Origin of the sequence: Vibrio sp. Makdt (assembly GCF_027587015.1) — a bacterium.
Taxonomy (GTDB): domain Bacteria; phylum Pseudomonadota; class Gammaproteobacteria; order Enterobacterales; family Vibrionaceae; genus Vibrio; species Vibrio chagasii_B.
Genome location: NZ_JAPPTH010000005.1, coordinates 60,099 through 80,096 on the forward strand (window position 1 = coordinate 60,099; position 19,998 = coordinate 80,096).

Annotated in this window: 34 protein-coding genes; all 34 read right to left on the minus strand. The window is 40.0% G+C overall.

The genetic code is table 11. From position 1 onward, the window contains the following. Positions 1-200 precede the first annotated feature (200 nt). Positions 201-1,190, minus strand: a complete 990-nt coding sequence (gene hflC, locus OH460_RS07690; RefSeq protein ID WP_269996352.1) for a protease modulator HflC — start codon at positions 1,188-1,190, stop codon at positions 201-203. A gap of 9 nt (positions 1,191-1,199) precedes the next feature. Continuing rightward, positions 1,200-2,234 (minus strand): FtsH protease activity modulator HflK, encoded by a 1,035-nt coding sequence (gene hflK / locus OH460_RS07695; protein ID WP_269996353.1) that lies wholly within the window; start codon positions 2,232-2,234, stop codon positions 1,200-1,202. Between the two features lie 114 nt (positions 2,235-2,348). Further along, the gene (gene yejK / locus OH460_RS07700) at positions 2,349-3,356 is read right to left on the minus strand and encodes a nucleoid-associated protein YejK (protein ID WP_269996354.1); all 1,008 of its coding nucleotides are present in this window, start codon (positions 3,354-3,356) and stop codon (positions 2,349-2,351) included. A 98-nt stretch (positions 3,357-3,454) separates the two neighbouring features. Continuing rightward, positions 3,455-3,793, minus strand: a complete 339-nt coding sequence (locus OH460_RS07705) for a hypothetical protein (RefSeq protein WP_269996355.1) — start codon at positions 3,791-3,793, stop codon at positions 3,455-3,457. Positions 3,794-3,861: 68 nt separating this feature from the next. Then, positions 3,862-4,296, minus strand: a complete 435-nt coding sequence (locus tag OH460_RS07710) for a type II toxin-antitoxin system HicB family antitoxin (RefSeq protein WP_269996356.1) — start codon at positions 4,294-4,296, stop codon at positions 3,862-3,864. A gap of 1,085 nt (positions 4,297-5,381) precedes the next feature. After that, a complete protein-coding gene (locus tag OH460_RS07715) occupies positions 5,382-5,870 on the minus strand; it encodes a hypothetical protein (protein WP_269996357.1) in 489 nt (162 codons plus the stop codon). Between the two features lie 15 nt (positions 5,871-5,885). Further along, the gene (locus OH460_RS07720; protein ID WP_269996358.1) at positions 5,886-6,638 is read right to left on the minus strand and encodes a hypothetical protein; all 753 of its coding nucleotides are present in this window, start codon (positions 6,636-6,638) and stop codon (positions 5,886-5,888) included. A gap of 142 nt (positions 6,639-6,780) precedes the next feature. Next, positions 6,781-6,984, minus strand: a complete 204-nt coding sequence (locus OH460_RS07725) for a hypothetical protein (RefSeq protein ID WP_269996359.1) — start codon at positions 6,982-6,984, stop codon at positions 6,781-6,783. A 526-nt stretch (positions 6,985-7,510) separates the two neighbouring features. Continuing rightward, on the minus strand, positions 7,511-7,798 hold the full coding sequence (locus OH460_RS07730; protein ID WP_269996360.1) for a hypothetical protein: 288 nt from the start codon (positions 7,796-7,798) through the stop codon (positions 7,511-7,513). Positions 7,799-7,811: 13 nt separating this feature from the next. After that, positions 7,812-8,306: a hypothetical protein gene (locus tag OH460_RS07735; RefSeq protein ID WP_269996361.1), complete on the minus strand. Its 495-nt coding sequence runs from the start codon at positions 8,304-8,306 to the stop codon at positions 7,812-7,814. A 13-nt stretch (positions 8,307-8,319) separates the two neighbouring features. After that, positions 8,320-8,754: a hypothetical protein gene (locus OH460_RS07740; RefSeq protein WP_269996362.1), complete on the minus strand. Its 435-nt coding sequence runs from the start codon at positions 8,752-8,754 to the stop codon at positions 8,320-8,322. A gap of 10 nt (positions 8,755-8,764) precedes the next feature. Continuing rightward, on the minus strand, positions 8,765-9,106 hold the full coding sequence (locus tag OH460_RS07745) for a hypothetical protein (RefSeq protein WP_269996364.1): 342 nt from the start codon (positions 9,104-9,106) through the stop codon (positions 8,765-8,767). A gap of 465 nt (positions 9,107-9,571) precedes the next feature. Continuing rightward, on the minus strand, positions 9,572-9,775 hold the full coding sequence (locus tag OH460_RS07750; RefSeq protein WP_269996365.1) for a hypothetical protein: 204 nt from the start codon (positions 9,773-9,775) through the stop codon (positions 9,572-9,574). A 15-nt stretch (positions 9,776-9,790) separates the two neighbouring features. Further along, on the minus strand, positions 9,791-10,243 hold the full coding sequence (locus OH460_RS07755) for a hypothetical protein (protein ID WP_269996366.1): 453 nt from the start codon (positions 10,241-10,243) through the stop codon (positions 9,791-9,793). Positions 10,244-10,464: 221 nt separating this feature from the next. After that, positions 10,465-10,674 carry a hypothetical protein gene (locus tag OH460_RS07760; RefSeq protein WP_269996367.1) on the minus strand — a complete coding sequence of 70 codons (210 nt, stop codon included), beginning with the start codon at positions 10,672-10,674 and terminating at the stop codon, positions 10,465-10,467. An 8-nt stretch (positions 10,675-10,682) separates the two neighbouring features. After that, positions 10,683-10,907 carry a hypothetical protein gene (locus tag OH460_RS07765; protein WP_269996368.1) on the minus strand — a complete coding sequence of 75 codons (225 nt, stop codon included), beginning with the start codon at positions 10,905-10,907 and terminating at the stop codon, positions 10,683-10,685. Between the two features lie 314 nt (positions 10,908-11,221). Further along, positions 11,222-11,503 carry a hypothetical protein gene (locus tag OH460_RS07770; RefSeq protein WP_269996369.1) on the minus strand — a complete coding sequence of 94 codons (282 nt, stop codon included), beginning with the start codon at positions 11,501-11,503 and terminating at the stop codon, positions 11,222-11,224. Positions 11,504-11,512: 9 nt separating this feature from the next. Beyond that, complete coding sequence (locus tag OH460_RS07775) at positions 11,513-11,722, minus strand: hypothetical protein (protein WP_269996370.1); 210 nt, start codon at positions 11,720-11,722, stop codon at positions 11,513-11,515. A gap of 14 nt (positions 11,723-11,736) precedes the next feature. Then, complete coding sequence (locus OH460_RS07780) at positions 11,737-11,973, minus strand: hypothetical protein (RefSeq protein WP_269996371.1); 237 nt, start codon at positions 11,971-11,973, stop codon at positions 11,737-11,739. Between the two features lie 140 nt (positions 11,974-12,113). Next, the gene (locus OH460_RS07785; protein WP_269996372.1) at positions 12,114-12,341 is read right to left on the minus strand and encodes a hypothetical protein; all 228 of its coding nucleotides are present in this window, start codon (positions 12,339-12,341) and stop codon (positions 12,114-12,116) included. A gap of 14 nt (positions 12,342-12,355) precedes the next feature. Continuing rightward, positions 12,356-12,637, minus strand: a complete 282-nt coding sequence (locus OH460_RS07790) for a hypothetical protein (RefSeq protein ID WP_269996373.1) — start codon at positions 12,635-12,637, stop codon at positions 12,356-12,358. A gap of 11 nt (positions 12,638-12,648) precedes the next feature. After that, positions 12,649-12,909 carry a hypothetical protein gene (locus OH460_RS07795; RefSeq protein ID WP_269996374.1) on the minus strand — a complete coding sequence of 87 codons (261 nt, stop codon included), beginning with the start codon at positions 12,907-12,909 and terminating at the stop codon, positions 12,649-12,651. A gap of 9 nt (positions 12,910-12,918) precedes the next feature. Next, positions 12,919-13,191, minus strand: coding sequence for a hypothetical protein (locus OH460_RS07800; protein WP_269996375.1), 273 nt, complete (start codon positions 13,189-13,191; stop codon positions 12,919-12,921). A gap of 8 nt (positions 13,192-13,199) precedes the next feature. Beyond that, positions 13,200-13,412, minus strand: a complete 213-nt coding sequence (locus OH460_RS07805; RefSeq protein WP_269996376.1) for a hypothetical protein — start codon at positions 13,410-13,412, stop codon at positions 13,200-13,202. Between the two features lie 224 nt (positions 13,413-13,636). Next, a complete protein-coding gene (locus OH460_RS07810) occupies positions 13,637-13,858 on the minus strand; it encodes a hypothetical protein (protein WP_269996377.1) in 222 nt (73 codons plus the stop codon). A 13-nt stretch (positions 13,859-13,871) separates the two neighbouring features. Next, positions 13,872-14,240, minus strand: a complete 369-nt coding sequence (locus tag OH460_RS07815) for a helix-turn-helix domain-containing protein (protein ID WP_269996378.1) — start codon at positions 14,238-14,240, stop codon at positions 13,872-13,874. An 11-nt stretch (positions 14,241-14,251) separates the two neighbouring features. Beyond that, positions 14,252-14,551: a type II toxin-antitoxin system HigB family toxin gene (locus OH460_RS07820; RefSeq protein ID WP_269996379.1), complete on the minus strand. Its 300-nt coding sequence runs from the start codon at positions 14,549-14,551 to the stop codon at positions 14,252-14,254. 541 nt (positions 14,552-15,092) lie between these two features. Continuing rightward, positions 15,093-16,217: a hypothetical protein gene (locus OH460_RS07825; protein ID WP_269996380.1), complete on the minus strand. Its 1,125-nt coding sequence runs from the start codon at positions 16,215-16,217 to the stop codon at positions 15,093-15,095. Between the two features lie 78 nt (positions 16,218-16,295). After that, positions 16,296-17,597: a hypothetical protein gene (locus OH460_RS07830; protein WP_269996381.1), complete on the minus strand. Its 1,302-nt coding sequence runs from the start codon at positions 17,595-17,597 to the stop codon at positions 16,296-16,298. Positions 17,598-18,087: 490 nt separating this feature from the next. Beyond that, positions 18,088-18,840, minus strand: coding sequence for a hypothetical protein (locus OH460_RS07835; protein WP_269996382.1), 753 nt, complete (start codon positions 18,838-18,840; stop codon positions 18,088-18,090). A gap of 96 nt (positions 18,841-18,936) precedes the next feature. After that, on the minus strand, positions 18,937-19,203 hold the full coding sequence (locus OH460_RS07840; protein WP_269996383.1) for a hypothetical protein: 267 nt from the start codon (positions 19,201-19,203) through the stop codon (positions 18,937-18,939). 116 nt (positions 19,204-19,319) lie between these two features. Then, positions 19,320-19,514 carry a hypothetical protein gene (locus OH460_RS07845; RefSeq protein ID WP_269996384.1) on the minus strand — a complete coding sequence of 65 codons (195 nt, stop codon included), beginning with the start codon at positions 19,512-19,514 and terminating at the stop codon, positions 19,320-19,322. 86 nt (positions 19,515-19,600) lie between these two features. Then, positions 19,601-19,828 (minus strand): hypothetical protein, encoded by a 228-nt coding sequence (locus OH460_RS07850; protein ID WP_269996385.1) that lies wholly within the window; start codon positions 19,826-19,828, stop codon positions 19,601-19,603. Positions 19,829-19,832: 4 nt separating this feature from the next. Then, the gene (locus OH460_RS07855; RefSeq protein WP_269996386.1) at positions 19,833-19,985 is read right to left on the minus strand and encodes a hypothetical protein; all 153 of its coding nucleotides are present in this window, start codon (positions 19,983-19,985) and stop codon (positions 19,833-19,835) included. Between the last annotated feature and the right edge of the window lie 13 nt (positions 19,986-19,998).

Consider the following 19,998-nt stretch of genomic DNA (forward strand, 5'->3'; position numbering starts at 1 on the left):
AAAAGATTTAGATATAGTGGTAGAGCCCACGCGAGATAGAATTTTGAGGAAGCATACCTACTCGGCTAGGTAAACTTTATAATCATAATATATGGAATGCTCAGGTCAATCAAGTAGCGCCTAATGGGGCTGAATGCGACACTATAGTTGTTATTAATCTATGTATGAAAAAGCCGGCGCTAACGCCGGCTTATTAACTGTTATTTAAAGTCACCTTTCAAATGACTTAGGAACTTGCTATCGGTTGACAACAGGAATACGTCTTCAGAGGTGAAAGTGCTCGGTAGAGTTTCTAGAGCAAGGTAAAACTCGTAGAACTCTGGAGCTGATTTATAACTATCGGCATAAATTTTAGCAGCATCCGCATCCGCTTTCTTTCTGATTTTAATGGCTTTGTTTTGGGCCACAGATAAATTGTTGCTTACAGTAAGGTCGGCGTTCGATCGAATTGCCTTAGCTTTCTTGTCACCTTGTTTTATAAACTTTGTTGCTACACCATTTCGTTCTTTTCTCATTCGGTCATACACTGATTCAGCTACATCTTTTGGTAAGTTTATTTCACTGAATTCTACGGACGCCAATTGAATCCCAAGATCCGAATTTACTGTTGGGCTAACAGCGTTGTAGGCATCTTCTAATATCTGCTCTCTCTTACCAACGATTTTTTCTTTGTAGCTTCGTGAATCAGGGCTGATAACTTCAGAATATTCTAAGTCACTATCTTCAGATTCTAGGGCGATAATGGTGCCGGTTGATACTTCAAGTATTTTATATTTACCGATTTGGTTTCTAACAGCTTCGTTAAGCTTTCTATTCATTTGTCTCTCTGCCGTAGTATCGTTTCCGCGACTAGCAAGGTAAAACTTCTGATAGTCGTCGACAGTCCAGGGAACAAAGTACTCAACTTGAATTGTCTTCTTTTGTTTGGTTACGAATGTGTCGGTAAGTACAAAAACTCTTTCTCGAGTATCAATGTACTTCGGGTTTTGAATTAACGGAATGTGGAAGTGTCGACCCGGACTATACACTTTAAATTTTTCGGGATCGTTTTCGTCGCGAACTATTTTCTTCATATCCTGAAGGAAGGCGATTTGATGTTCGTTGACTACGAAAGAGAACATAGACAATGCGATAGAGCCAAGGGCAATCAGCATCCCAAGGGTGATTACAGCAATATTTAACTTCTTCATCTAGCGGTCCTATTTCTTAAGTAGTTGATTAATATCTAAGTGGTTCAATTGGTTGGAGCTAGAATCATTCAAGTCATAAATGACTTTTTTCTTGTCCCTCAGAATATCGGCCATTGCTGCATAGTACATGCGCTGCTTGGTAATTGTTGGTGACTCTCTATAGTGCGGGAGCAAATCATTGAATCCGGCCACATCACCATTAGCTTTTTCAATCATTTGTTTAGCGTATGCTTTGGCTTTGTCTTCAATTTTTTTTGCATTACTTTCAGAGTCTGGAATTACACCATTTTGATAGTTTTCAGCATCGTTAACCATGCCTTGAGCAACTTCTCGGGCGGTAACTGCTTTTTTATAAGCATTTTGAACGGCATCCGGCGCTCTCGATAGTTCATAAGTGACATCAACAACATCTATACCGTAGGTATCAACGTTGACGTGCTTGTTAATATTTGCAACAACCAAGGCTTTAACAACAGGTCGCTTATCAGTTAAGGCATCGTCTAAAGTCATATCTGCGATAACTGCTTTAGCGGAAGATTCCAGGAATAATTCAAAGGTTAATAAGCTATCTCCAGAGGCCATGAAATATCTATAGGCATCAGTAATTTTATATTGCAAAGTGAACCCGACTAACGCTAAATCCTCTTCAACTGTTAGAGATTCATTACCTACCGAAAGAGCTAGTATTGTTTCGGTATCATAAACTTCAGCTGAATAAAAAGGTGCTGGCAAAACATGGATACCAGCAGTTCGGGTTTCTACGTATTTACCATTGAGTAAAACAACAGCATTTTCCTTTTCATCTACGAAGTACACTGAATTTAGTAAATAAACGAATACCATAGAAAACAATGCTATCGGCGCGAGTAAACGGGACTTGTTAACTGAGGAAGCACCGCCTCCTCCAGATCCAGCAGTTGAATTGGCTGTTTGCTGAGAATTTATATTAAACGCTGAATTGAATGCAGGGTTTGTGCCGGGGTTCTCTTTCTTAAAAACTTTGTTAAAGGCCCACTTTATCGGACTTTCGTAAAACTTAGTCATTTGATAATTTCCATTAATGTAGAATTGATTATGTAACGTTTAATGCTGAAGACGGTAAGGTTTTCGTGTGTGTTGCGGTATCTTTGAACGATGTGATACCGCACAAACTGAATACTATTGTTGTGTTCTAGTTAGCATGTCTTTCAAATTAGGGGGTATCCCTTTTATCGTTAGTGTTTCAGTTTCAGGATCGTAGAACACCCGTTCATCAAGTAATTGAGCATCAAAGCTGATTTTTAAGCCGCCACCAGCACCGATATATTTTCTGAGTTTTTGGATGGTGGTTTTATCTGTCGGGAATTGATCTTCCAATTCGTAACCTTGTTCCTGCGTATATTCAATGAAGCTTGCTCCTTCATTGCCATTAGGCAGTTCGTTTGATAGTTCCGTCATAACAATGTCTTCACCGCCCTTAGCTTGGCCTGAACAGTAATCTGCAACTTGCTTTTTAAGGTTCACGGTTTCAGCCTGATCAAGTTCTTGAGCGCAGCAAAAGTCACTAATAGCCTGAGTAAGAACCTTGTTTTGGATTTTTGCGTCGACAAGTACTTCAGCTTGTAAAAAGTCCAAGAAGAAGTCTGAAACTTTCCGCCCCACCCTTCCTTTTAAAAAAGTTATATACCTGTTGTTTTTAACAAGCGTATCTTTGGCCGTAAGGTCTATTCGCGCCGCGACATCCATCTTACTAATATCCAAATAATCAGTTGAGCAGATATCAAGGCCTTCGGTTGCTTTTAAGCTTTGCATGACGGGAATGATGCAAAGCAGTAAGTAGTCAGTGGCTAAAGATTGGTACTCAGCAATGATCAGTAAACCTGAATCACCAAATGGGTACTTAATGAGTTCGCTATGCAACTGCTGCGCACTTGATTTTGCGAAGTCATAGTAGTTCAAATTACTAATCTGGTAATCGCTCAAGAGGGATTTAACGGAGCTGTCTTCTTTGAAAACCGCATAGCCTTTACTTTGCTTTGTAGCGAATGTTCGGTGAAGCTCATGAATTAAGCTCTCTGTTGAAGCTCCTGAGGGTAATAAGTCATGTCGGATATTTAGTACCAGTTCCCCGGTTTCTTCGTTGCGCACCAATTGGTGGGCCGCGATATTCTTGATAATTGATGTCATAGTTGTTTTTAGGTTTATAAGGTTATTAGGAAGATGTGATGATACCAAGTCCATGGTAATGAGAGCTTTTTCACCACTGTCGATCAGTGAACGTATTTTTAGTCACTTGTTAAATCGTCCATGTGCTTTAAAAGCCCTGCAATCAGGCTGGCAATGCTTGCAACGTAAATAAGGACTTTCTCCGGGGCAAGCCAATCGATATAAAGGTTCAACTCTTTTGGAGTTGGAAGAGCTCCTACAGTAATGAATGCCGAAAAAGTTATTAGTATCATTGTCAGACTTGGCTTAAACCATGAAAACACAATGAAACCCACCAAGTAGAACGCTACTGGCCACATGTAGATCTTGTTGTTGAAAAGTACTGCAAGGGCGTTAAAAAAGCACGGAGAAAGATAGAGGGAACAAAGACCTAAATACTTGAGATTTAGCTGTTTCATAGTCACAAATTACCTTTTAAGTTTTTATTTCATGTTATTGGCCATCCAGTTGATCATAACAGTGACGATCAATTATTTAATTTTATGGTTGAAAACCTTTGTGAGTTGTTTAACTCAGTGATCGCTGCCATTTGAAGAAAGTGGGAACGATCGCGATATTGAGATGACGACTCAACTGTTGAGTCAATAATACGAAGCAACTCGACTGGTATTGAAACGTTTTTCTTTTGCATTTCACCAAGAGATTCATCGAGGTCGACATCAATGATGCACCATGATGCCGTTGAAAATTCTGGGTTATAAATGTGTTCATCGATTGTAGAAGCAAAAGGGATCTCATTTCCATTGAACAACATTACTGCAATCATTACTTCTAACTGTTTTTTTATCTTCGCCATGACTTCTGCGTAAGTTGTACCTGACGCTACACAGTGTTTGAGATCTGCAGCAATTGCCATAATGGACTGATCAGTCCCTATCTGAATAGCTACCGGATATTGCATCTTTCTGTACCTGTTATTTGTGTTTTGAAACTCGGGGGGGACGAGTTTTGAAATTTTAGAACTAATTCAGTATTTTATCACAATTTATAAATTGCTTCCTCAACAAGAAGTTCTGGCTAAAAGCGTCCTATTTTTTGAAGAGGGAGTCGATTCGAGTATCGAAGAAGGTCTGCATTAAGAAGAATTCAAGCCCTCAACAAATAATTATTACCACGAAAAAACACTAGGAGAGGTAATATAGTGAACCTTTCGTTAACGAGGATCAATATTGGATGATGACCGAATCCAAATTTGGTGATGCGGGTCATTATTCAGCCCCGTTCAGGCTTTTAAATTGGAGGCTCCTTTGTTTACTAAAGTGGTTTGAGTTTGTAACCAATGGATCGTGTGTCTAAACGTCGGTCTTTACCAGCGTTAAGGGCTTTAGCTTATTGTGTTGGTAAAGAGTCGGCCTAACTGATAGTTTGAATAATTAAAATGGTCAAATCTTCTAAGTACATGAAGACTACCACGCTTATAATTGTCATGTAGAAACAGATACCTACTCGCACGAAGTCCCGACTCATGAAAAAATGTATCCCTACAACTTAACCCGATACCAGTTAGAGCCAGGGTTAGCATTAGTAAAGTCATAGAAAGACTTATCAATGTAGTCACTGAAAATCCATCAGTTGAAAATGTATACAGAGAAAAAGTCTACATAAAATAGCCGCGAAAGCAGCACCCAATAGTTGCGCTGTTTTAACTCTCCTTGGTTTAGATTGTGTATCGCTAAGGACTCTCGTGGCAATTTCAGATAGACCGCCCTATGATTTATTACTCGGATTGTATTGCATCTATCAATTCGTTAGTAGGTACAGTGATATAAAAGCCATTTTTACTATTTGGAGGTCTAACCCAGAGGTTAGTAGTGCCCTCTGATGAATTATTGACCTCTAAGATTCTTTTAGAACCACTGGGACTTTTCCCAGTGATTATGCGTTTGTTATCTTGATTCATGTAGCTACCTTAATCATTGGATAGTGGGTATACGTAAGTCGTTAATTTATGTGTAGTCTATATAACTCGTTTATCAGTGACAGTTGTTAGCAACAGTCTCGCATTGCAGCAATTTCTTGATCTACAGCTTCCGATGGAGAATAGTCTGTTATGTCGTAATCTACGTTTTCTAGAGAAGCCATTCCCATTTCAATAGCACTTGTAAGGCCATAATGACACTGGGTGATCATTAAGCGGGCGTACTCCGCGACCCATGCATCTAAATGAACTTGCTTTGGTATCTCGAATTTAAGTGGAGATGCGAACATTGCTACGACACCATCATCAGTCTCCCAAATACCGACTAAAAATGCTCCTTGAACATCAGTTTCGGGTTCCCATGCTGAGCAGCTTTCAAGCATTCCATTCGCCCATTGCTCCCCGTATTCTCCCTCCATTAATACGATGTGATGGGTTAATCCTGATTTAGCTAACCAATCATTAACCTGAACACTAGACGTCCCTTCCCCCCAGTGCGGTAGATCTGGATGGAGCCACATACCCTTTACGTCTCTTTGAACTTGCTGTGCCTTCATTTCTTTACTCCTTTGTTAATCGATAGATTCGGCATTCAACGTATTGATACTCAAAGCTGCCCCTGCCAACATTAGTCCACTAGAACCGGCTATAGGTGTACTGATATTTGATAAATCTTTAGCTGCTTTATAGCTTCCTTTCGATTGTGCGGCTTGCAGAGCCACGTAATACTCATTTTCAAGGTCCAATCCTTTTGCACGTAATGCCAGTTCGTAGCACTGTTCGGCATCCCCGAGCTCGCAAAGAGTGAAATACAATGCTGATTTGACTTTTTCTCTTGTGTGAAGTTTTGCAAAAATCAATGGATTATCTATAACGTTAAGAATATTTAACCCGTAGAGGAAGCTACCTTCGTGTAAACCAGTGATCCACATTCCTATATTCTTGCTTTTCCCCAGTTGCACTTCGTCGAACGATGGTTCACTTAAACCTTTGAAGCGAATGGTGTCTACAATAACGCGGATTAACTGGCATAAAATGGCGGCTACAAACAAGAATGATGCTAACCATGAAAGACCAAAATCAGGATGTCTATCCCATGGTAGAAGGTAAAAAAATATTTCAATTGGATAGTCTGCAGTAAAGTATGCAACTATCAAAGCCAGTATTGATGCGATGAGTGAGTATGTATCAAAGTGTTTTGTTTCCTCCCTTCGACACTCCCAACTACGGATTTTACTGATTGTTTCTTTATGTTCAGAAGGATCGAATTTATGATCCATTAGTTTATCCGTTATAGCATCTAAGATTTGTTGTTTTTGATTCACAACGTGTACCTTCCTTTTTGTCTGAGTGTGATTTATTTGGATGGGCAATCATCAATTCATGTGGCCATTAGAAATGCTGTTGTAATCACAGTCTTTTTCATAAATCTTTTCCCTGCTTGTCTGTATTGTAAGTTGATGATGGTTATTTAGGATCGAGTAACACGACTTTTCCATCACCGTCTGGGTGGTAAGTGTTCACGACTTCAATGTTTTTCGATTTTTTAAGTAAGCGCAGCAATTGACAGCCAAACCACCAATAAAGCTTAGAAAATGCCGCGTGTGGAGCTTCTGTTTGAAAGTGGCAATACCACGCTTGCTCAACAATTTTTATAAATGGTTTAGGCATAACTTTCTTCGTTACTCGCATGTTAGACGATTTACTGTATCAATGTTCTACTGGCTAAGTGACCGGAAGAGCACAGCATCTTGACAGTTGGCCTTCGTTATAACCGCTTCATTCAGCATTTTTCTTGCGAAATCTTCACCGTGTTGTTAACCGAAAAATTCATGTGCGGTGTAGATAATGTAAGTCGTGACAGATTAACACAGCATTTCGCCATAGTTAGATTTTCCCTCTACAAGTCGCGTTTAACGATACGGCATAGATAAAGAAAGCCCCTATTTAGTTGCCGTGTTAACTCCCTAACAACTTCGAAAGGTGAAAGGTGCGTAAGTAAAGAAGATATGAGAAGAATTATGCAGATGAGCACAGCAACAAACTGAGGGTTGATTACCCCTTTAATCAACGCTAAAAAACTCAGGGTACAGACAATAATCGTTATAACGAGTAGTTGTAAAGTGCCTCTCTCAATTTCCTTTTCTCGGTAAGCCTGATCATTTGAAAATTTTTGTTTATTCACATTCGCCCCTCTTTACCTGATTTTCCTATAAATTTTCATGTACTTGGGGCTTAAATCTAACACCATCCAACTAACCGTAAATATAAAAAATAAAAAGAGAGAGCCAAAACAAACCCATTTCAAAATGTCATGTTCGAGTAGGTTTGGAACAAAATTAAATACTGCTATAGAAACTGTCAGGCTCAACACTGCTAAAGAGGCAATTATTCGATTATGTTTTGATTTAAACGCGGCCCATAGCACAACACAAAAACTCACACCAATACCAGGAACCCAAAGCAAATTTGTTAAAGTATCCATCGTCTTATTCCCTCTAGTTGACGATTGGTTGATTAGATACGAGCCTACGACATAGCGAAAATAGCATCGAGCGTTCAGCTTTCGAATTAACTTCATGCTGAAATGGTATCCAGTCAGCACCAATTGAATGCTCATAGTTCGCACTAGGCCAGTGATTACCTTTAGGCTTAAATTCTTCGACTACTCGCTTACCATCCGAATAGAGTAGCCCCCAACCAAGTGGTAATACTTCTTCTGCTTTAATCATTCCAACCGGACAAATATAAAAGCGGTAAGTGCCAAGTGCTTTCGCTCCTTCTTGACGTTCTGGCTTCTTCTTATCTGCTAGAAAGTCACTGCGAGACACCTTGGATTCAATCACGATTGAGCACGAATCACGAAAGCCTATAGCATCGATGATTTCACGAGACTGAGCAGCTCGAATATTTGAAGCAACCACAGAGAACCCCTGCTTTTTCATCCAACGGATAGCATGTAAATTCTGTGCTTCGTGAAGTTCTGACGGCATCCTTTTTCCCTCGTTAACTTTTGGTTGGCGGCTTGCCGACCTTATCAAAATAATTTTCTAATTTACTCAACATTGCCAAGCGTTCGTCATGGTCGCCATGATCCAAAGTCAGGTAAGCGTCCCAAAGCAGTTCTTTTTCGCTAGGGATAGATAGACGATCCTTATCAAACTGTAATACTTCGCTAGCATGGTTAACACGTAGGTTAGCTTTATCTCTTGGACTTAGCACCTGATTGGTCAACTGTTCTAAATACTTTTCGAGAATAAACATGGTGTAACGTTTATCTGTAGCAAGTTGAATAAAGTATCTAAAGCCGTTTTTTTGCTCTCTGACATTAATAATCGTTACCACACTCCCTAAAAAGCATTGCTTCTTGTAGATGCTATGATTAGGGTTCAGGGATGAAACAAACGCTCTCTGACCAACTGAAAACTTGGGTTTAGCCACGCTATTCCCTCTAAAACTGGTTGATGTTTCGAAATAGCATGTATAAAAGAATTGCTATAACATTAAATATGATTCCAAACCCAAACGCTCGATCTGATTCGCTTCCATTTCTCATATCTGAAAGTTCTTCACTAGCTACTTGATTTGAAAAAAGTCGCCTTGTTAGTACAAAACTAAAAGCACACCAACACAATGCCCCAACAGCAACAGGCCAACTCGATTTCAAATCTTGGGCGATTGTAGTAACCAGTAGTAGAGGTTCGCCTGCTTTGGGTAACGCCCTTGAATACCAGTCTATGAACAAAACAGCAGACAACCCAATAGACAACTGAAATACCAAATACTTTTTCACGAACAAAATCCCCTTATTTTGAGCTATTTGCCCTAATCTCGTTTTGTAGCTGCTCTATCAGCTTGTTTATCTCTGTTGTATTAAGGGAAAAGCCTTTTCATTGCGCCCACTCTGCGACTAACACGCCAAGCCTCTTGGCTTGTTCATCTGTTGGCTGAAAATCATCGACAGTGAATTGTTCAGAATCTCTGATATGTCGGGCTTTGATTAGTTTTAGGTGCAGCCATGAATATCACCTCTTATTTTTTGAAAATACTTCCAAAGTATTTCTCATGGAATGGACGATATAGAACGATGAATATAAATACCGCTATGGTTCCATCCAAACTAAATTTAGTTTCCTCAATAGGCGTCTCTGCAATGAAAGCTTTAATGTGGAGTACAGACATTAGCAATATGACATTGACGGCCCCAAAAACGATTAAAGACTTTCCAAACTTTAACTCTCGCATTCCTATCCCCTCGTTACTCGCATGTTAGACGATTTACTGTATCAACATACTCTTGGCCAAGTGACTTAATGATTTCGGCATCTTGCTGATTGGCCATCGATATATCCGCGTCACTCAGCATTTGTCTAGCGAAGGTTTCACCGTGTTGCTCGCCGCAAAAGCCATGTGCAGTACAGACGATATAAACAGTAACAGATTTATCACAGCATTTCGCCATACCTTGACTTTCCCTCTAATTTCTCATGCAATCCTGATCGAATTCACCAGATGCCAAACCGCAAGCTAATGAATGCTCGTACTTAGATTTTAGCTTTCTCCATTCTTCAGTATTTTCATTTGGGACTGATGTATCCAAAGATTCTTTGATAACCCACATTTCTGCTAGGTCACTGTGAAACCTGAAATGAGCAGTAAGGGCATTGTCTAATTCCGTCAATTCCTGTGTGGCTTGCTCGCATTTGTTCGATGCGAACTTATGGTTACATAACATCAAATATTGCCGGTACTTTTTGACCGCCGTATTTACAGCGCCACCATCATAAAGATCTACTGACTGACCAATGTATTCAGATTCAAGATCCGCTACGTAGTGCTTCATCAAATCACGTTCCGTTATAACCTCACCAGAGGCGCTAACGCTCGATGCAAACACACTTAAAAGCGTTGTAATCATGAGGTTTTTCATAATGATCTTTTCCCTACTTATCTGAATTAGTAATGTCGCCAGCAAATTTCTGGTCGAGTTCATCTGCCGAGTTATAGCCACAACCTTGTGTGTAAAACTTCGATTTACTACCAAAAGTGGCTAAGCACTTGCCGTCTTGGTTATGGGCGATTAAGGCAGTGTTGGTCCATTTTTCTCAGTGCTCACAGACAGTCATACCCATGAGCGTTTTATCCCTCTAGTTATCTGTTCAATAGCGATACAGCGAACTGAGCTGCACCTGATTCTGAGAAGTTACCCAACTGGAAAGGCCCTGCATTGCACTTTGCACAGTACCATCCATTTTGAGTTCTAAATTCTTTTGATGAAGGAACGTGGCTCACTAGCTTGTGATACATTTCATTAGCCCCGCATTTGGGGCATGGCGGAGGCGTCCAGTCTGGTAAGTCCATACATCCACCTAAGATTGTTTTTGTTGCACTACTTCGAACTTACCACCAGTACGAACCATACCTACAATGATCGACCCTTTGCCGCTACTTTCTTCATAGGTAAACTCAACATCATTGCTGTACAGCGCACCTCTTTTCTTTATTTCGTTATAGAGATTTTCATAGTTAAGTTCCTCTACTTCGGCACTCCAATTCATTGAAGAACTGCCAACATCAATAAAATTCACTTGCATGATTTTTCCCTACTTGTGTGAGTTTGTTTGTCACCAAGTTCTGCTAAAGGGCGAGTAACCATGATCACTAGTCCAGAAACAATAAATGCTATTGCTATGATTTTTTCAGAGGTAAATTGAGCCCCCCATATAATCATTAGTGGGCCAATTACGTAAGCTCGATTACCAACGTATGGATTTAAAAGTCTGAATATTTTTTGCATCGTTAGTTTCCCTTATATATCGAAAGTTGAGAGGCCAGGCTCCTCACAAATGCCATTTCACGGCCTCTCAACAATCTCTTGGTGTGTCCATTGCTTGCTCATAACTTCTCTCTACGCTTCGCTGTCTTGCTTTAGCATGACGTTAAACGATGTGTTTGCAGCAATTGATTCACCAATAGGTGCGTCTTTCAATTGTGAAATATCAGACTTAACAAACACGGCTTTAAGGTCAGATAGTAGCTGTGATTCGTTAACGATCATTGTTTCGTTACTATCCTCTAGTTGAACCTCATAAACCACACCATAGTCACGCTCGATACGCTCTAAAACTTCCGCGTTATTATTTGGTCCACCATCAATGCAAACCTGTACGTTTAGACCATTTTTAATCATGATTTCCCTCTAGTTTTGCTCTGTTAGCCTAACTAACCAATCAGAGTCTTGATCTCTAGTAAGCACACCAAGTTCAACTGCGGCATCGACTAGGTGTGCTGCGCGGTTGTAGCCGAACCCCATGAAACGTTGGATTCTAGATATACCAAATGCTCTACCTTGAAGTTCTGGTGTTTGTTTGAGAGCTTCTAAATCACTGTCTAACATTGCATAGCTCACCGCCAATTCTCCTATTAAAAACGTTTCAGTGTTTTATCGTGATACTTCATGGTTGCCGCACCTATAGAGAAAGTACTTACAACAAAGAAAGCAAACCAACGATAATTTAGATATTTGGTTACGGCTGATAATGCATCGGTTGGTACCGGTGCTGTCCACGCAACAATGAAGCTGATTACGCTACCCAACATAAGAGCAACGGAAATAATTATTCCTGCTTTAATTTTCCAATCAAAGAACTCAAAAAACATGGTGTATTTATTTCCCTTCTAGTTTATTTGCCACTTTCTTGCTAATCGATAAAGACGATAAGCACCGAGTGTATTGAATCATGTGAGTTACATTTTGCAGCAGTGCAAAATGGCTCTTTTCCCTCTGTCCCTTAATGTGCCTAAATATGCGTAGTAGACAAACGCTTTTCTGCTTCGTTAGCGCATTTCAAAAGTTCTGCTTCAGCGTCTAATTTAGAATTTTTCTTCTTCTGGGTTTTCACATAATCAACGCAAGTGTCAAGAATCATCCAGCGGTCAATGACATCTTGAGCTGTTCGATATTCACTCGCTATAGCAGTATTTGCAGTCACAGTTGCAAAGAGTGCTATTAGTATATTTTTAACCATATCCTTTTCCCTCGTCATTCAAAAAATTGCACTTGATGCTCGCTAACTTCATCACCAAGCATCCATTGCCAGCCATCTTCAAAATCGTCCATATTTGCTTCGGTGGTGTCTGCATAAATTGCTTTAAAAACCCTCACGGTGACGTATGAACCGTCTTCGACTTCATCACGTTCGCAATGGAGTTGAAAGTCACCATTAACAAAATCAGAAAGTGCTTTTTCTGGCGTATCACCCTCGCCAAGATGTTTGATTGTTTCTTCAAAATGAGCACACGCGATGTAACCTTGTATTCGCATGATTTTTCCCCTTATGCCGAGTTTTTTGGATATAGATTCAAACCTAGATCTTTGAAATTACGTTTTGCATTAAGATAAAAACGAATTTCATATTCAATCTTGGCTCTATCGGGGTCTGTGATTCCTTCGGATGGTACTATTTGACAACCATCAAACTGGACCTTTCCATTATCAATACAGGCTTGCAGCCTCATTTGAGCTTTAAAAGCTCTAAACCCTGCTGCGAAAAATGCAATAATCCCGACTGCGAATATAGCTACTACATATTCCATCATTTCCCCCTAATTTTGCTCTAAAGCTACTTTATGTGTGGCTTCGAAAGTCGCTTTGTCTGCAATGAGTTTTAACTGTCCAAGGCATTCAAGCGTACTGCTTTTATCCAAGCACTCGCTAACCAAAGGAGCGAATTTATTTGCTGCATTGGAAATGTTGTCTTTACGCACTTCATTACTGTACGTTTGATACATAAATACCATCCCAGAGAGGACAAAAATAACTAACACCAACACGCGAACATCAAGGTTGTTAACCTTGCTCATTACCATAGTTTTCACAATTTTCCCTACTTAGCTTGTTTGGTCTGTTGTTGGCCTCGCGCAGTTCTAACAAGGCTTAGAAGTGCAATGATGGAAAAAAGTGGCAAACCAATTTTGTAACCTATCCAAGATTCTCCGAACTGTGCTCCCGAAAACCCACCTTGTTGCGCCACTACTCCAACTACAGCTAATAGGGCCGCAACCACAAAGATAGATAAATGTTTAAGTCTGTATTTCATATAATTTCCACTAGCGCTTGAGTGATTTGTTAATGTCATAAATCAAAAACAGTGAAAGAATGGAAAAGCAACTAGAATCGCTAACGGATAAGTCACTTCACCATCAACCTTTCCCAACACCCGCATTGCTACTGAGTTGGCTCAAAACCCAACAAGAATAAGCGGTAATATTAACGCTAATAAGCGAGCTTTAATCATATTCACCTTTCCCTTGTAAATCACATTCACATACCTGGAGAGTTTGAGATGCCTAAACGCAGCTCTGCTTCGTAAACCCGATTTGCATAAGCTGATTTAGCCATAACCTTATTAGGATATGGTTTGGTATTTCCATCGACATCGGTCACCTCGTATGAGGTAGATAACACGATTCCATTGGAGTCAAGTTCTTCTACGAGAACAAGGCTGCAACCGTGTTCGGATAGTAAAGTCGTTTTTCGTGCCATTTTAATTTCCCTTCTATTTAACTAATTGATAATCTCTCACAAGGGTATCTAATGGGATTCTAAGCCCATCGTGTAGCTTGCGAATCATCGAGATAGATAAACGTCTTTGACGGCTCAGAATCTCCGTAACACGGCTACGCTGACCAAGGAAAGGAACAAGGTCTTTATCTACTAACCCTTGCTGCTCCATACGGAATTTTATTGCTTCGATTGGATCAGGCGGTGCAATTGGATAATTCGCCTCTTCAAACGCTTCAATTAAAGTGGCAAGCACTTCTAGCTCATCACCCTCTGGTGTGTTTGGTTCAGCATCCCAAAGCTGCTCGATACGCGCTAAAGCAGCGCGGTTATCATCTGCTGTTTTGATTGGTTTAACTTGCATATCTGCCTCTTTTAAACGGTTTTTGCATCAACTTTGTCATAGTCTTCATGTGTGCCAATAAAGCGAACATATACCATCGAAAATTTGTAATTGATCGCGGTGATCAGTCGATATTTGTTACCATGAATGTTGAACACAACGCGATTATTGCCAACGAAAGAGGCATTTCGGTACAGTGCCTTTATGTCTTGGGGCGTTTGCCAATTTGCGTGTTTGGCTTCGTCATGCCATGCCATTAGTAGCTGTTCAGAATCAACGTAATTAGGTTGTTCCCAAAACTCTTTTAAAGTTTGTCTTGATAAAATTCGCATACATCCCCTTTGCTACATTTCCCATTATGGGAAATGAACAATAAACAGTCAACCGTTACATTCCCAAAAAGGGAAAATAAATAAAATCATAAACCTAACAAAGTTATAAAGCCAGTTACCCAACTTGGCATAATTGAGTTTCTGAAATGTCGATGTACTCAAACTCATTGACGGTTCAGAATGGCCTAATGCTCTTTGTATTTCGTTTAACTCAATCCCTTGAGTATTCATGTTCGAACCGTAACTTCTACGCCCTGTGTGGCTACTACAGCCTTTTAATGGTATTCCTAGACAGCATAGAGGGAAAACGAGCGCACCAAGGCGTTGCGCCCATTGGGGCTACAGCTAGAACGTGACTGACTCAAATTCCATGTCTTTCGGGTCATTGTGTCGGGCATCAGCGCGTTTATACACTTTCATGTTGCTTCGGTAAGACGCGACAATATACGTCTGTTTATCTTCGAGGATGTTCAACACGTATAATGAATAGATACAAAAAAAGCGCAACTTGAAGTTGCGCTTAGTTGCTAATTAATTAGCTTTATTCTGCGTATGCAGGGATCGTAAGGCTTATGCCTTGACCCAACTGGATCTCTATTACTGCTCGAACTGGAGTCCACATGTCTGAGTCATCACCGTAATAGCACACAGCAGAGACATCGCCGTTACACAATCGTGAAACAGTTAAGTGCTCTTCGGGTTCTGGTAGGTCGATTGCACTTTGTACTTCGTTTCGAGGTGCAAAGAGACCAGTGATAAAACATTCATCGTTGGGAGTTTGGGTTTCTGTTGAGGGGTAAGATTCATTCACATCGAGGACGTAAAACATACCTTCAGCATCAGAAACACAAACGGAGCCAAAAGTGTATTGGTTCGCATCGGGTAATTGATTGCTTTCATAGTATGTTGTGATCGACTGGAAGTGTGATTCATCAACAGCCGCGTTGCTATTAAGGTAGGCAACAATGTGCTTTTCCTCATGCTCTGCAGGGAGTGTGTGATTGATTGAGTTGTGCATCCAATACCTAGATTGAATGTCAATATCAACATCTGTTCCTGATTTAACGTTAGCAATTTGCGTTTTAGTTAGGTTTAGTTGTATCGAGCTATAAAACAGTGGCGCTCGATTTGATTCTTCCAAGCGATCAAACATTGGCAACGAGCCATCTGGGTATATAGCATGTTGTTTGATTCTTGTTAGGAACTTATCACCAGCAGCTTTAAGCACTGCAATGCGACTATAAATCGGAGTACTTGTTTCTTCCGACTCGAATTCAAGAGAGTACTCTACAAGGAATGTGCACTCTTCTGATTTGTCATACACATTTTGCCAGACAAAATGCCCTTGATTCATTTGCTTAAGGTCTAAGTCAGAAAATTGACCGATTTGAGTAATGATGTAACCCATTACTGGATTCTGATTTAAACAATCCTCAATTGCTTGCTCGAGGTGATAACCTGTCATGCCAATGTTTACTTGTGAATTTGAATTTGGTTCTGATTCACTCGGTAACTCGGTGCAATTGATCAGGTCAATACCATCGGAGATATCTTCGTTTGCATCATGGCCACTCATAGTAAACTCAGAGTTATCTGTGATTACGTGTAAACGAATGAATGCGGCAATTTCAGCTGTTGTCATGGAATGGTGTTTAGCTTGGCACATTTATGTAGTCCTTAAATATTAGATAAAAGGGACTACTACCCCACAAGGAAGTAGTAGCTCCCAAGTGGGTTAGTTGGTTTAGTTATGTGAACCGTTGTAAACGATCACTGTATCAGTCTCGATCTTGCCTAGATATGTCTCTAAGTAAGAACGAACTGTAGGCGTTTCATTTAGGTCAAAGATAATCGCAAAGTCTTCTTCAAACTGATAGCTCAGCTTAGGTGTTGTTATACAGGTACCTTCTGTCAGTTCTTGGAAGAACTGAAATAGAGCTAGGTTAACTGTGTAAGACGAAAGCGTAGATTCTTCTTTCACAGCTACTTCAGGCTGAACTAGTTGAATCAGCTTTCCTGCAACATCAATTGGCTTTAGACGTAGAGTTGAAGCCACATCCTCGGCTTTACTTGGACTGTACAAGTCCACCTTCCCATCATTATTCAGTAGATCCGTTAGATCTAAAAAAGTAGTAAGAGATGTACCTTTTTTCGCTAAATCGAACTCAGAACAAAGTGTCAATAAAGCTTCTGGAGTCGCTGAGACTTTCAGGAATTTTAAAGACGATGGTTGCGGTTTGGCGATGTCGTTATTACGAACAATTTGGTGGTTACCTTTTTCTTGTTCAAACGTGAACAAAGGTAAAGGTGTGGATTCAGTTTGCTCGTATAGGGTGTTATATGAATGGCAAAAGAATTTACCATCTTGCTCAACTAAACCATCAGCTCCTGGAGCAAGGAATAGCAACGTTTTGAGTTCAGCATCAATGGCGTTATCCGCTTCAACGAGGAGGGTGGTCGAATATGAGTTCTCACCTACAATAATTGAGGTAACAGTGCGGTAGTAGCCACTCATTTCCCCATATGTATTAAGAAATAACTCAATTTGCTCAAATTGTTCAGCAATAAGCGTTGGTTTCTTCGGTGTATCACTCAGGCTGTCACCATCGTTCAAACTTACGGCATTGGCGATCTCATCTACAACATTTGCGAAAATGCACTCAATGTTCTCTCGCTGCTTGTCATCAATGGTACAACTCGTCATAACGACCGTTTGTTCTGATGTGTAATAGCTTCCGTCGTCACGATCTTCGAGCCAGTTAAATGTTAATTCAAATTCTGGGAATGTCATGACCATACACCATAATTTAGAACCTACATTGTTAGTATCATGCCAATCTAGAGCACCTTCAATTTCAATAAATGAATTGTTATTGAGGGCTTCAGAAAGAGATGAAATGTCTTCGCCATCAGAAATATAATCTTCAATTGAATCCCCGATCCATTCAACAAGCGAGTTAATGTTTGCTTTGTTGATGTCAGCGCGAGCCTGGTACGCAATGTAATTGTTGTAGTCATTGTTTAGGTTTTGTAATTGTTTGTTCATCGTAGTAGTCCTTAATAGAATTGATGGCACTACTACCCCTATTGGGCGTGTAGTGCCCGATAGGGTTGTGTTTAGGGTGCGGTTAGACGCTTTCCCTCTGTTTTAGATAAGCTTCCAACCTCAAGCTTGTTTTTGCTTGCTTGCTAGGTTGGTTAGTTAGGTTTTTAGGTTTATTTTATTACTCGGTCTTACTTCATGCTGAGTTATGACATGCCAATCATTAAACATCCGGGTTAGGAATGGCTGCAGGTATGGTTATCGGAATGATAAAAGTGGGGTTTATATAAGCTTAGCCACGTGGTTTGGCTTATATAAACCCACTGATCCCACAGGATCAGTAAGTTTCGTCTTATAGTTGTTGTATTGCACTCACTGTCGAGTCAATCGATCACTAATATCGATGTAAACTCGCTTAACAAGTTTTAAGCGATCGATACAAAGGTATAAGTGCAAGATTTGATTAGCCTTGCTAGATTGATTTTGATAGTGATTATTGGGTGTCCAAGTTCAAGCTTATTTGAGTGAAGTGTGAGTAATTATGACGGTCAAAATCATCATTAAGCTCTTCCAATAAGTCTTGTACTGTACTGAAGACATGATGCTTGTATTCGTTGGTAGCTAAGAATTTGCGTAGAGCCTTCTCGTTACTAAAATGCGGCATTTTGTGTTCAGTTAGGCAACTCAATTGTTCAGCTGTGTATTCATCTGTAGGAACTATTAGAAACTTAGTTTCAAAATGAACTCCCGGATTGCTAGATGCTATGTAATCAGGGCCATACGGACTGCGAGTAGTTGTAGTCGAGTCGCAGCTAACCATTTCATCTAACCAGTTAGCAAAACGATTAAGTGCTTCGTGAGACCGACTATCATCTATACCAAACAGTTGTTCGCCATTACTTGCGTAGAAATTGCCAACAAAGTTAAATTCCTCGTTGCATTCGCTAGTTAAGGGGCGCGTTCCGGTCGGATTGTTATAGTCTTTTGCATGAGTAATCCAATGTAGGTGTATCTGACCTAAATTGATGTATGCAAAGATCTCTACAGGCATCATCGTGCGTTCGGGGTCAATATTGTCAGTCAAAGTATCTCGGATTGAAATCGAGATGTAACCTTGGATTAGACGTTTTGAGTGTTCTCGGATGAATGTCTCAAGTCTTGCTGGAATATCTCCGTTGACTATTTGAGAGGTGTTTTGGCTGATTGTATTATTGGTTTGAATTTTTTGGGTAGTAGAGTGTTGCATGATAGCTCCTTAAAAAAGGCACTACTACCGCCGTAGGCAATAAGTAATGCCTTTTGGCTTGGTTGTCATAGATCAACAAAATAATTGCTGATTGATTTATAGGTAGTTTGGGTTGAGTTGCTGTTTAATCTCTTTCGTGCTCATACCGTTGCTAATAGCTTTGACGATCTCAGTAGCATTACCAGCAGCAAAGTCAAAACCCATCGATGTAAACACTCCACCAGCACTAATAAGTTGCTTTCGGATTCTGAGGTAATGGCTGAGTCGCTTTCTTGGTAAATCTACTCGGTTCGTTGTCACTAAAAGTTGCTCTAACTCTATTTGGAATGAAGTCAAAGCGCCTTCGAATTGTATAGCTCGCATAGTAGGTCCATTTATCAAATTTAGACGCTACTGGCCTATAGGCTAAGTAGTGCCTGTAGGCTTGTATCTATAGTTAGGGATCAGAAAACCAAAGTTATAGTGATTCCGATTTTAGATCACGAGAAATCAATGGCTTTGAAACAAAGGCCAGAGATTATGAGTAGCACAGCACCAGATCCAATGTTTCTAATTACGACCTCAATGAGCTGAATGAAATCACCTTGTGGGTATTCGTAACTGCTGAAGATGATCGTTATAAAGCTGGCGATAAGCATCGTAATTGCTGTAAGCAACAATAAAATTTTACGCATGATATAGACTCTCTTTCGTTAAGTATTATCACCAAAACCCTTTATACATAAAGTACGAGGAATTTGAAGACTACACTACAGGTTGGTTATTTGCTTTGTTGTGCAAGCCACAAAAATGACGCAAAGAACGCGATACCAATAATCTGAATTCCATATAAAAAATATATGTGGGCGAATACCGGCATAATGTCATTGTCATAAGTTTCAGGCCATTCACCGATCAATGCAAAAGCAAGAGGGGTGAGTAAACAAATAATTCCGAGTAGCTTGAATAACTGAGAAAATCTGACTTTATGTTTAAATACTGTCGACATAAAATTAACCACTCTTCTTGTTGAATAATTTGTTCTTAGTGTAAATCACAGCGCCGATGACGAACATGAAAGTAAGAAAAATCAGGTCAAAATTTTGAGTAATTAACTTGATAACAGTTGAAGTACGAATCGTACCGTTGATTAAAAGTTCTAACATATTGTAGCTCCTT